General features: G+C 65.8%; 4 protein-coding genes. 1 reads left to right on the top strand and 3 read right to left on the bottom strand.

The features are described from left to right. Nucleotides 1-221: 221 nt before the first annotated feature. From PSEBG33_RS15700 to PSEBG33_RS15710, 3 genes are read right to left on the bottom strand one after another with little or no spacing between them, the layout of a single operon-like run. A complete protein-coding gene (locus PSEBG33_RS15700) occupies nt 222-2,369 on the bottom strand; it encodes a TonB-dependent receptor (RefSeq protein WP_005787459.1) in 2,148 nt (715 codons plus the stop codon). A gap of 33 nt (nt 2,370-2,402) precedes the next feature. Further along, the gene (locus PSEBG33_RS15705; RefSeq protein ID WP_005787457.1) at nt 2,403-5,465 is read right to left on the bottom strand and encodes a hypothetical protein; all 3,063 of its coding nucleotides are present in this window, start codon (nt 5,463-5,465) and stop codon (nt 2,403-2,405) included. Further along, nucleotides 5,462-6,346 carry an ABC transporter ATP-binding protein gene (locus PSEBG33_RS15710; RefSeq protein WP_005787455.1) on the bottom strand — a complete coding sequence of 295 codons (885 nt, stop codon included), beginning with the start codon at nt 6,344-6,346 and terminating at the stop codon, nt 5,462-5,464. The genes PSEBG33_RS15705 and PSEBG33_RS15710 overlap by 4 nt, the downstream gene beginning before the upstream one ends. A gap of 300 nt (nt 6,347-6,646) precedes the next feature. Between PSEBG33_RS15710 and PSEBG33_RS15715 the strand changes: the two genes are divergently transcribed. After that, entirely contained in the window at nt 6,647-13,057 is a 6,411-nt protein-coding gene (locus tag PSEBG33_RS15715) for a non-ribosomal peptide synthetase (protein ID WP_005787453.1), read from the top strand. Nucleotides 13,058-13,059: the final 2 nt, after the last annotated feature.

Here is a 13,059-nt window from a genome sequence, read left to right as displayed (position 1 = left end):
CATGTCGGATTACGGGCACACCGAGCCTAAGCGAGGTGCCGAGTGGTGGGGCAAGAGCGTTTGGTTACTTTGCGCTTTTCAAAGTGACCCGCTGTAAAAGCGGAACCAATAGTGGCCGTTACCTAAATAATGGATATGTACTCGGTCTGATCCAACATCCTGGTCAACTGTCAGGTCGCCAGCGGGAGCAAGCCCCTCCCACATTGCACCCAGTGGCTGCCTCAGAACTGATAGCTATACCCCACCCCCGCCGAACGCCCGCGCCCCGGCATCCCGGTCAGCACCGTATCAGTGGAATACGAGCCATACAGGTCATACCGCGCATCCAGCAAGTTATCACCCCACAGATATACTTCCGACCCCCCACTCTCTACTCCAAGGTGCAAGTCCAGCTTGGCATACCCCTTGAGGTCGTAGTGGTTCTGCGGATCCGCCGGGCGGTTTTTCTGGATGCGGTAATTGAGCAAGGTATTCAAGCGCGGCGCCGGCAAGCCCAGCAGTTCGCCCAAGGGTTTATTCCAGGCCACGCTGAAGTTGCCACTCCACAACGGCACATCCGGCACGCGGCTGCCCTTGGCCACATCACCACCGGACACACCCGGTGCGTCCGAGGTGACCACCGCATTGGTGTAGCTGATGGCACTGCCCAGGGTCAGTGCATCGGTGACATGCCAGGTGCTCGACAACTCGGCGCCTTTGCTGCGGGTATCAGCATTCACTGCGCTGACTGCCAGGGACGTGAAGTCATAACCCAGCAAGTGATCATCCTGCACACGCGTAATGAACAACGCGCCTTCCAGGCTCAGCGCGCCGCCTTCGCTTTCATGCTTGAAGCCGACCTCGGCGGAGTTCACCTTGGCCGCCTTGTAGGGTTCGCTGTCCTTGATCGAGGTGGCGTAGTCGTTGAATCCTGCCGACTTGTAACCCCGCGACAGCACCGCATACAGGTTGGTCTGCGGCGTCCACGCGTAGCTCAGGGCCACGCGCCCGGTGTTGTAGTCGTCCTGCAAGCGTCGGCTGTCGCTGACCAGCTTGCCGCCACCGCTGTAGTCGGCGCCGTAGGTCTTGCGGTCCCAGGTGTGGCGCAGGCCAGTGGTGAGTTTCCAGTCTTCGGCAATCGGGAAGGTGACTTCGCCGTAGGCGGCATAACTGTTGGTGGTGAAGTCGCGCAACTGCTTCGCGCCGTTGGTGAAGTTGTTGGAGTCAAAGCTGCGCTCGGAGCGCGACAGGTTCACCCCGGTCACCCAGAACACCTCGGCATCCGCCAGCGAACCCAGGCGCAGGTCCTGGCTCCAGACCCGCTCGTGGGCCGAGTCTTCGATCAGGTATTCAAACGGTTGACCATACAGCGCCTGGGTGATGTTGCGGTCATAACCCTTGACCGCATTGAAGTCGGTGCTGGTGTAGGCGCTGATCGAGGTGATCCGGGCCTGGGCCAGGTCATGGTTGAGCTCGAAGGAATAACGCTCGTTGGTCTTTTTGTTGCCATTGAACGTACCCGGGGTGTAATCGAGACTCGGGCGATTGCCGAACGGGCGCAGGATCTCCGAGCCGGCATAATGATCGGCGCGCTGGCGTTCGACGGTCAGCAGGCCGGTGGTGCCTTCATCGTTGTCCCACAACAGGCTGCCGCGCAATGCCAGGTCGCGGGGCTTGGTCAGGGGGTCGCCATCCTGCTGGTCATCGACCCAGTTATCAAAGCCGCTGCGCCGCACGGCAAGTCGCCCGGCCAGGGACTCGGTCAGCGGCCCGCCCACTGCGCCCTCGGTCATGAACTGGCCCTGGTTGCCCACCTCGCCGCGCACATAGCCTTCCAACTCACGGGTGGGTTTGCGGGTGGTGACGTTAATCGCGCCGGCCTCGCTGTTACGTCCGAACAACGTGCCTTGCGGGCCCTTGAGCACTTCCACTTGCTGCACGTCGAGGGTGGCCATTGCCGCGTTGCGCACCGACATCGGCACACCGTCCACGTTCAGCACCACCGAGCCGTCATCCATGCTCATCTGGTTCAGCGAGCCGACCCCGCGGATGCGCACGTTGGCATCGTTGGCGCCGCCCCAGGAGTTCACATCCACCCCCGGCGTGGTACGCAAGGCATCTTCCAGGGTGCGTAACCGCCGGGTCTCAAGCGTTTTCCCATCAAGCACCGAGAGACCGAATGGAATGTCCTTGGCACTTTCCTGGTTCAACCGCGCACTGACCGTCACCGGCGCCAGCTCGATGGTCTCGCTGCTGGCGGCGGGTTGATAGTCAGCGGCATAGGCCGTGCACATCTGGCTGGACAAGGTCAGCGCCATGGCTTGGGTCAATACGTTGGCGCGCCAACCGAAAGGACGACGCAGCGGCTGGATAGACAGTTCAGATGACATGGCAAAGCTCCAAAAGACAGGGATGATTCAACTTCATTGCACAGGCCCCCAGCGCTTGAGCGCGGCGGCAATCGCAGGATCGGAGGGCGCGCCCAGCAGGCCCTGGATCGCGGTTGGCCATCCCTGGCCGTTACGGACATCGGCGGTCAGCGCCGTGAGCTGTTCGGGAGTTTGCCCGGCGACCCAGTCAAGGCTGACCAGTGCGGCATAACTGGCGGCCCACCCCTGTTCGCGGGCATCGGCCAGGGTGCCGACGGGCTCACCGTCGTTGCCCAGAGCACGGGTCAGGTCGTCGGCCATCAGCTTGACCAGCGCTGCACGGGCATCAGCACCGTCGATGTCCTCCACACACAGCAGGCCCAGCGCACCTGCCACACCCTGGCTGAGCCACAGGTAGCCGGGGGTTTGGCGCAGGTTGCTCGCCTCGACCAGCGATTGGCGGGCAAGCAGTTCGGCGATATGGGCACGGCGCGTCCAGCGCCCGACGCCTGTCGGCGCCACGTCCCAATTGGGTGACTGGCCAAGCAGTAAATGACCGTGACTCAGACGGCTGGCACCCATGCCGACAGGCCACTGACTCAGTTGTTCGACGCTGGGGCGGCTGCCCAGGCGCCGCGCCACACAGGCGCTCATCGCGTCCAGGTCCTCCTGCACTTCACGGGCGGTGTGCTCGCGGCTGATATCCTTCTGAGCCGACGTGGCATAGGCAAAGTCCAGCGGCCCCTCACTGCTGCCGCTAAAGGCCTGGCCATCGACCTCAAGCTGCCATTGCCAGTGCCCGGCCGGTGCGACGGCATCCACCGCCACCGCCGCACCCGTCGGCAACCGGGGCACCGCTGTCGGCAACCCGGCTTCGCTGCGCTGGGCCGGTGCACGCAACAACCGCTCACTGTCCAGCCCCAGGCGTGGCACCACACGGTGCGCTTGCAGCCACACACCCTGAGGCCCAAGCCAGAATGCTTCACCTTCGGCAGGCCAGCCGTCAGCACTCACCGTCCAGTTCAACACCACCTGACAACCGCTTGCTGCGCACCCCTCCAACGGCACCCGCAGGTGCTCGGTGGCGTGTTCAAACACAACCGGGCGCCCCATCACGCTGACCGCGGTCACCTGCATCCCCGGTGGCAACTCGGCATCGAGGCCGGTAGTGAGCACCCCATCCAACGTCCACTGCCCCACCACCTGCCGGGCGGCCGAATCGACCTGCACCTGCAACTGCCCGCCCGCCACCTGCCAGGCACTCGCCCCGGGCAGCCAGCGCCGTTCCCAGTCGGCGCGTTCGGCGCGCTGCTCGGCGACAGACTGGTAATCGCCCTGCTCCACCAAATGCCGCTGCAACAACACGCCGCTGCCAAGCAAGCCGACAGCACCCAGAGCCAGCAACACACCGGGCAAGCCGAGCAAACCGCGGCGCACGTCGCTCAATCGACGACGCTCCGGCCCACGGGGCAAGGCCAGTGCCGCGATCGCGAGCATGACCAGGCAACCGGCCAGTTTCCAGCCGGCCAGGGTCGTCAGAAACGCCAGCCACGGCGCCCAGCCGGTCAGCAGCGACACACTCACATGCGCAGGGATAGCCATGGCATAGGCCGGATAGGTGACCAGGCCCAACTCATGGTTGAGTACCAGGAAGAACGTCAGCAGCATCGAGGTGGCATACGCCAGCCCGGATCGGCGGATCAGCGCATGCACCAGCACCGTGAGCATCGCCAGCTCCACCAGCGGCGGCGCGAACACCAACGCCTGATACACCAGCACAAAGCCCGGCGCCAGGCTGTCGGGCGCGGCAATCGCACTGATCAGCAAGCTGGCCAGGCCCGGCACCAGCGCAAGCGTCAGGGTCGCCAGCAGCACACAAGCCACCCGCCCCAGCAATCGCAACCACGCCGGGGCCGCAGTTGCCTGCAACATAGCGCCAAACCCTTCGACGTCATCGCGCCGGCACACCAGCCCAACCAGCGCCGCTACGATAAAGGCGATCACCAGGAACAACGCACTCGACAACAACGGCAGGGTCAGGTCCGCCCGGGGCACCATCGGCCCTCGCGCATGCCACACGCCGTGGACAAAGCCACTGAGCACGCCCATCACCAACAGCAAGCCGAGCGCCACCCACCAGAGGCGCCGGGCGAACAGCTGGCGTACCTGCCAACGTGCCTCGCGCCACAGGGCGCGCGACCATTGGCTATGGGTCAGCGGGCCAGGCAAGGTCACTGCGCCTGTCAGTAACATCGGCGGCTCCGACAGCACTGCCCCGCTGCGTTTGCCCATCAAGCCCTGGCGCGTGGTGCGGGCCAATACAGCGGCCAATAACAGCAGCGGCACAACGCACCACAACAGCCGGTTAAGCCAGAACCCCGGGGTCAAGGCCAACAGCGATTGGGATTTCTGCGCGGCGCTCCAGGTCTCGACCTGGGCCTGGGCAAAGGTGAACAACGACGGGTCCAGGCTGGCAGCCAACAGCGGGTTGATATGCCCCCCCTTGAGCACCACCACGGCAAACATCCAAAGCAGCATCAACACCGTCGCCAACCCAAACGGTGCCGCCAGGCCACGGCTGCGCAAGGCCAGCAGGTAGTACAAGGCTCCAACCCCGGTGCTGACCGGCAACAGCAACGCAACCCAGGCAAACCCCAGCGCCGACCACATCGGTGCACCGATACTCGCGGCCGGCACCCAGCCGAGCCAGCCCAGTACCGGGCTGACCAGAAAGCCCACGATCAGCGAACTGGCGAGCAAGCCACCCACCAGCGCCGCACCGATAAAGCGCCCCCATAGCAGCGCCGGCAGCGACAGCGGCAAGGCCAGCAGCACCTCTTCCAATTGCGCCTTGCGGTCGCGCAGTGCCGGTTGGGCGAACACCCAGGCCCAGGCGAAAAACAGGAAAAACATGCAACCGCACGACATCAGGTAGATGAGGCTCGGCGCATTGCGTGCGATGTCGCTGGCGCCCATTTTCTGCACGTAGTCGGCATTGGTCAGGGACATCAGCAAATAGCCGGTGAGGCCCAGGAACACCAGGAGTGGAATGCCGCTGCACAGTCCGGCGCGCACTTGCACCCAGGCCTCGCGCGTCAAGAGAGCAAAGGTATTCATGCCGCGACTGCCTCGCCGGCCTGGGCCAGCGCCAGGTAATAGATGTCTTCCAGGCGCGGCGCGTGGGGCCTGAAGCGCGGATCAGCCGGACGTTCGCCGTGCACGATCACGCGGCTGCCGTCGGGGCTCGCCGCCACATGCAAGGCGTCGGGCAGCGGCTCACCACGGCCGAACGACGCCTCCCATAAACGGCCCTGCTCAGCCTCGAGCAAATCCGCCGGGCGCCCTTCGACAATAATCTGCCCAGCGGCCAGCACCGCCAGGCGGCTGCACAGGTTCTCGACGTCTTCAACGATATGGGTCGAAAGCAACACGATGGACTCGGCCGCCACATCCGCCAACACCCGGTGAAAACGGTTGCGCTCGGCCGGGTCGAGCCCGGCGGTCGGCTCATCGACGATCAGCAAGCGCGGCGAGCCGATCAGGGCCATGGCAATGCCGAAGCGACGCAACATGCCCCCCGAATACGTGGCCAATGCCCGGTGCGCGGCTTCCTGCAGGTTGACCTTGGCCAGCAAGCCCTCGACTTCCTCGCGGCGCTGGCGAGTGTCGGTACGCCCCTTGAGCCAGGCAAACCGATCGAGCAAATCCCGCGCACTCACCCCCGGATACGCCCCCAGCTGCTGTGGCAAGTAACCCAGGCGACGACGCAAATGCCCGGCATCGGCCAACACATCCACACCATCCAGGTGAATGCTGCCGGTGTCCGGCTGCTGCAAGGTCGCCAGGGTGCGCATCAGGCTGCTTTTGCCCGCGCCATTGGGGCCGAGCAAACCGTACATGCCCGGCCCCACATTCAGGTCAACGCCGCGCAGCGCCTCAACGCCATTGTTGTAGCGCTTGCACAAACCGCGCACCTGCAAACCCGAATCGACTGACATCCACAACTCCCTCAAGGACAAGCCCTGCAAAAGGGCGGCGAGCGACGGTAGTCAAGGGCGGCGGCGCGGCTCTACCCGATTCAAGTCATTTTCCAACCGTATCCCGCACGCTGATCGGCGTTATGCCCCACCCCTCACACGCCCGAAACCGCGCAAGGGAAACGGATACGGGGCAAAAACGATTCGATCCGGGTAGTCGAGACAATGAGAATGACTAGCATCTTCTTCCACGCAATTACCTGCCCCTCAGCGCCTGGGCCAACGCCGGTCCGGGCCCTAGCGATGAGAAGACGTTGAGCCATGGCCACTCCCAGCACCTCAACCCTAACCCTGCTGCGCCGTTCCCTGTCCGAAGCCCTGGGACAGCCTGCCGAGCAGATTCCCCTGGAGGCCAACCTGATCGAATGGGGCCTGGATTCGGTCACCCTGATCCGCCTGGCCGGCCAATGGCGGCGCCAGGGTCTGGCCGCACGTTTCGCCGAGCTGGTGGCCGACCCGCGCCTGTGCGCCTGGCTGGCCCTGCTCGACACCGCGCCGGCTCCTGCCGCGCCCGTCAATCACAGCGCCGACGATGGCCAGCCTTTCGAACTGGCCCCCATGCAACATGCGTACTGGATCGGCCGTGCCCCTGGCCAGGCACTGGGCGGTGTGGCTGCACACTTCTATAACGAATTCGACGGTCACGACGTTGACCCGGCCCGCCTGGAAGCCGCCGTGCACGCCTTGTTGGCCCGCCACCCCATGTTGCGGGCGCAATTCCTCGACGATGGCCGCCAGCAGATCCTGCCCCGCAGTCCATGGCCAGGGCTTAAAGTGCATGACCTGCGCCAGGCCGATGCCGCACAGCGGCAACACCATCTGCACGCCTTGCGCGCCGAACTTTCCCATCGCCAGTTGGCCGTGGAACACGGCCAGGTGCTGGACATCCAGTTATCACTGTTGCCCCAGGGCACGCGCCTGCACCTGAACCTCGACATGCTCGCCGCCGACGCCTTGAGCCTGCGTACCCTGCTCGGCGACCTGGTGCAGTTGTACCGCCTGCAGCCGCTGCCCGCGCTGGATTACAGCTTCCCCCGTTACCTGGCCGACCTGCGCCTGGAGCACGCCAGCCCCGAGCACCGCGAGCGCCATCGACACGCCCGCGACTACTGGTTGCAGCGCCTGGACGCGTTGCCCGGCGCCCCACGCTTGCCCATCAAGAGCCAGGGCGATGAGCGCCAGGTGCGCCGCCGTCACCACTGGTTGTCGCCGTCACAACGCCAGGCGTTCGAACGCCACGCCCGCGAGCACGCCCTCACCCCGGCCATGGCCCTGGCCGCGGTGTTTTGCGAAGCCCTTGGCGCCTGGTGCGAGACGCCTGAGCTGCTGCTCAACCTGCCGTTGTTCAACCGCATGCCTTTGCATACCGATGTCGAGCGCCTGGTCGGCGACTTCACCTCCTCGATCCTGCTGGCCTGGGACGGCCGCATGACCGGCACCTTCGCCGCCCGAGCCACGGCGCTGCAACGACGCTTTCATGGCGATGCCGCACACAGTGCGTTTTCCGGCCTGGAGGTATTGCGTGAACTGTCCCGCCATCGCGGCGAGCAAGTGCTGGCGCCGGTGGTGTACACCAGCGCGCTGGGCCTGGGGGAATTGTTCGCCGAGGGCGTGCAGGAGAGTTTCGGCCAGCCGGCCTGGATCATTTCCCAGGGCCCGCAGGTGTGGCTGGACGCCCAGGTCACCGAGCTGGACGGCGGCATTCTGGTCAACCTCGACGCCCGCGAAGGGTTGTTCGCCGAGGGTGTGCTCGATGGCCTGTTCGATGCCTATACCGGCCTGTTGCAGCGCCTGTGCCATGATGCTGCGGCCTGGGATCAGGCGGTGCCGGCGCTGGTTCCCGCCAGCCAGCTTGACGTACGCCGCGCCACCCAGGGCCAGCGCACAGCATTACCGGTAACACGCCTGCACGAAGGTTTTTTCACCCAGGCGCAGTTGACGCCCGCCCGGCCCGCACTGCTGCACGGCAACCACATCATCAGCTACGGCGAGCTGGCCGAGCGAGCCCTCGCCGTCGCGGCCTACCTCGAAGGCCAGGGCGTACAGCGCGGTGACATCGTGGCGTTGCAACTGCCCAAAGGCCCCGAGCAGGTGATCGCCGTGCTGGGCATCCTGGCGTGCAGCGCCACCTACCTGCCCATCGGCGCCGACCAGCCCGAGGCGCGTTGCTGCAAGATCTGCCAGTCGTCCGGCGCACGCTTGCTGCTCACCCGCTTGCCGCACGCCGACACCGCGTTGCAGGCGCCGCGCCCCGGTGCGATCAGCGACCTGGCCTATGTTCTATATACCTCCGGTTCCACTGGTGAGCCCAAGGGCGTAGAGGTCAGCCACCTGGCCGCAGCCAACACCCTGGAAGACCTGCAACGGCGTTTGCAGCTCAATGGCGAAGACCGAATCCTGGCGCTCTCCGCGCTGGAATTCGACCTGTCGGTGTTTGACCTGTTTGCCGCGCTGGCCAACGGCGCGGCGGTGATCCTGATCGAGCCCCAAGCGCAACGCGACGCCCCACGCTGGCGTGAACTGGCCGTGCAGCACCGCGCCACTGTGCTCAATTGCGTGCCGGCGCTGCTCGACATGTTGCTGGGTTGCGCCGACGCCCCACTGCCCCTGCGCGCGGTATTGCTCGGTGGTGACAAGGTCGCGCCGCAGTTGGCGTCACGTCTGTGGGCCCAGGCGCCCGGTTGCCGCTTCATGGCCCTGGGCGGCGCAACGGAAGCGGCGATTCACTCGACGCTGTTCGAAGTCGCCCCCGGCCAGGCACTGCACTGGCATTGCCTGCCCTACGGCAAGCCGCTGGATAACGTCAGCCTGCGCATCGTCGACCGGCATGGCCATGACTGCCCGGATTGGGTGGCCGGTGAACTGTGGATCGGTGGCGCCGGGGTGGCCGAGGGTTACCGTGGCGACCCGGTACGCAGCGCCGAACGATTTGTGCAGTACCAGGGCCTGCGTTGGTACCGCACCGGCGACAGTGCGCGCTACCACCCCGACGGCACGGTCGAGTTTCTGAGGCGCACTGACTTCCAACTCAAATTGCATGGCTACCGCATCGAAGCCGGTGAAGTAGAACAGGCGCTGCTGGCGTGCCCCGGCGTCGAACAGGCGGTGGCGCTGCTGGTCGGCCAGCACCTGGCAGCGGTGGTGCGCCTTGCAAATGGCCCGGTGCAGCCCACAGTGCTGGAGCTGCCGGACCTGGCCGAGCGCCTGCCGGCCTATATGATTCCCAGCCTGATCCTCGGCTGCGCGCAGTGGCCCCTGACAAGCAATGGCAAGGTGGATCGCAACGCACTCAACGGCTGGCTGGCCGACCACAGCAGCGCCGTCCCTGCCCAGCTGTCGCCACCCTGCGGAGCCATCGAACAACAGGTGGCCCGCGCCTGGCAGCAATTGCTCGGTTGTGGCGAGGTCTGCCGTGAGCACAACTTCTTTGCCCTCGGTGGCGACTCCCTGAGCGCCACGCGCCTGGTGCGCCTGCTGGCCGAACAAGGGCTGGGGGGCGCACGGATCGCCCAGGTGTTTGCCAAGCCGGTGCTGGCGCAGTTCTGCACAGGCCTGCATCAACAGGCCCAGGCCGAAACACAACGCACCGTGGTACCGGACCTCGACCAACGTCACGCGCCCTTCCCCATGACCGAGGTGCAGCAAGCCTACTGGCTGGGCCGCGACCCCAGCCTGGTATTGGGCGGCGTGAGCTGCCACTTCTACCGCGAATACGACGTCGAAGACCTCGACCTGCCACGCCTGCAACACGCATTGGCACGCCTGATCGAACGCCACGAAACGCTGCGCACGGTGTTCGACCACACAGGCCAGGCACGCATCCTCCCCCAGGTGCCCACCTTCGTGATCGGCCAGCGCTACGCCTGCCTTGAAGACCTGCGCGAACACTGTGCCCACCGCGTGTTCGATCCCGCCCAATGGCCGCTGTTCGATGTGCAGGCCGTGACCCAGGGCCGGCACACGCGGCTGGCGATCAGCCTGGACAACCTGATTCTTGATGCCCTGAGCATCCTGCGTTTCTATGCCGAACTCGACGCGCTGTACCGCGAGCCGACGCTGGCCCTGGCACCGCTGCAGCTTTCATTTCGCGACTATCAAGTGCAATCCCGTGTGGAACCTGACGAATTGCACGCCGCGCAACAGTTCTGGCAGGAACGCCTGCCCACGTTGCCGCCGCACCCGCAACTGCCCCTGGCAACCGACCCCGCCAACCTGGGCCAACCGCGCTTCGAGCGCCTGCAAGGGCAGGTCAAGGCCGATGCCTGGCAAGCGATCCTGGCCAAGGCCCAGCAACACGGCCTGACTGCTTCGGCGGTACTGCTCTGCGCGTTTGCCGAAACCCTCGGGCGCTGGAGTGCGCGCCCCGACCTGAGTCTCAACCTGACCCTGTTTGACCGCCGGCCGGTGCATCCGCAGATCGATCAGGTCATGGGCGATTTCACCTCGCTGACCCTGCTGGGCTATGCGCCCAAGGTCGGCGAACGCTGGATCGACCGCGCACGGCGCACCCAGCAGCAGCTCGGCGATGCGCTGGAACACCGCTGCATCGGTTCGGTGAGCTTGCTGCGTCAACTGGCGCGGCAACGCGGCGAACAGCAGGTCAACATGCCGGTGGTCTTCACCAGTGCGCTGGGGGTGCCGGATGGCACCGCCGCACCGGTAGACGGGCCGTTCGCCCGGCAGGTATTCGGCCTGACCCAAACTCCGCAGGTATGGCTCGATCATCAGGTGGTGGAAGCCGACGGCGGCATCGCCCTGAACTGGGACCGGGTGGTCGGCCTGTTCCCCGAGGGGCTGGTCGAGGCCATGTTCGACGCCTACCTGCACAGCCTCCACTGGCTGGCCGAACACGCCTGGGACGACGCGCCGCCAGACGTGCTGCCCCTGGCCCAGGCGCAACTGCGCGCCCGCCTGAATGCTCCCGGCCCCGGCGTGCCGGGTGATCCGACCTTGCACCAGGGCTTTTTCCAACACGCCCACCAGGCCCCGCATCGCCCTGCATTGCTATGGGGTGAGCATGGCAGCCTGAGCTACGGCGAGCTGGCCGAACGGGCGTTGCGCATCGCCCGTAGCCTGATGGACGCAGGGGTGGCAGCCGGTGACCTGGTGGCGGTGTCCCTGGCCAAGGGCCCGCAACAGATTGCGAGTGTATTGGGCGTGCTGGCCGCCGGCGCCGCCTACCTGCCAGTGGGTGTCGACCAGCCGTTGCAGCGTTGCCAGCGCATCCTGCAACAGGCCGGCGTCAGCCTGATCCTCGCCGAGCACGACCCACAGCTGCCAGGCGTCAAGCATCTCAAGCCGTCCCAGGCGCAAAGCGCCGAACCGCTATTGGCACCGCTGGCCGTGTGCGCCAACCAACTGGCCTACGTGATTTACACCTCCGGCTCCACCGGCCAGCCCAAGGGCGTGGAAATCACCCACCGCGCCGCCATGAACACCGTGGCCGAAATCAACCGCTGCTACGGCATCGACGCGTCGGACCGCGGTCTGGCGCTGTCGGCGCTGGACTTCGACCTGTCGGTGTATGACGTGTTCGGCCTGCTCTCGGTGGGCGCCGCTCTGGTGTTGATCGACGAAGACCAGCGCCGCGACGCCCGCGCCTGGCTCAAGGCCCTGCGACATCACCGCGTGAGCCTGTGGAACAGCGTACCGGCGCTGCTCGACATGCTGCTGGAAGCCAACGCCCTTGAGCGCCAACCCCTGGCGCTCAAGGTGGCCCTGCTGTCGGGCGACTGGATCGGCCTCGACCTGCCGCAACGCCTGCGCCAACAAGCCCCGGATTGCCGCTTTATCGCCCTGGGCGGCGCCACCGAAGCGGCGATCTGGTCCAACCATTACGAGGTACGGCAACTGTTGCCGGGCTGGCGCTCGATCCCCTACGGCGTGCCGCTGGCGAACCAGGCTTACCGCGTGGTCGACGCCCTTGGCCGCGACTGCCCGGACTGGGTCACGGGCGAGTTGTGGATTGGCGGCAGCGGCGTCGCACGCGGCTATCGCCATGCACCGCAATTGAATGCCGAGCGCTTTGTCGAGGGTTGGTACCGCACCGGCGACCTGGGCCGCTACCACCCGGGTGGGTTGCTGGAGTTTCTCGGGCGTGCCGACACCCAGGTGAAGATTCACGGCCATCGTATCGAGCTGGGGGAAATCGAAGCCGCGCTGGCCCGTCATCCCTGCGTGAACCGTGCCGTGGTGCTGGTCGAGGATCAGCGCCTGCTGGCTGCTGTCACCGCCAGCACCTGCGCCGAGGTGCTGGCCCAGCACCTGGTGCAATGCCTGCCCGCCTATATGCGCCCGGAACAGATCCTGGTGCTGGAGCACTTGCCCCTGAGCAGCAATGGCAAGGTAGATCGCCGTGCCTTGCTTGCGCCATTGGCGGCGGCTGCCCGGTCCCGCTGCGCCGTGGATGAAGCCCCGCTGAGCGCCGCAGAGCAACTGGTCGCCGAGCTGTGGCAGCAATTGCTCAACGTGCCCAGCGTGTCGCGCCATGACAACTTTTTTCGCCTGGGCGGCGACAGCCTGCTGGCCACGCGGTTTCTCGAAATGCTGCGCAGCCGTGTTGGCCTGGAATTGCCCATGGGCCAGTTGTTCGGCGCCGCCAGCCTGATGGAAGTGGCCCACGCCGTCGAGCGCCAACCCACCCCGCACACCGTTGAAGAGGGCGTCATCTGATG

The sequence above is a fragment of the Pseudomonas synxantha BG33R genome, assembly GCF_000263715.2.
Lineage (GTDB): Bacteria > Pseudomonadota > Gammaproteobacteria > Pseudomonadales > Pseudomonadaceae > Aquipseudomonas > Aquipseudomonas synxantha_A.
This window is presented reverse-complemented; position numbering and strand designations above follow the sequence as displayed.

Bases quoted from the DNA above. Each gene is read 5' to 3' on its own strand.
- PSEBG33_RS15710 (WP_005787455.1), bottom strand. From the start codon at position 6,346: ATGTCAGTCGATTCGGGTTTGCAGGTGCGCGGTTTGTGCAAGCGCTAC.
- PSEBG33_RS15715 (WP_005787453.1), top strand. From the start codon at position 6,647: ATGGCCACTCCCAGCACCTCAACCCTAACCCTGCTGCGCCGTTCCCTG.
- PSEBG33_RS15705 (WP_005787457.1), bottom strand. From the start codon at position 5,465: ATGAATACCTTTGCTCTCTTGACGCGCGAGGCCTGGGTGCAAGTGCGC.
- PSEBG33_RS15700 (WP_005787459.1), bottom strand. From the start codon at position 2,369: ATGTCATCTGAACTGTCTATCCAGCCGCTGCGTCGTCCTTTCGGTTGG.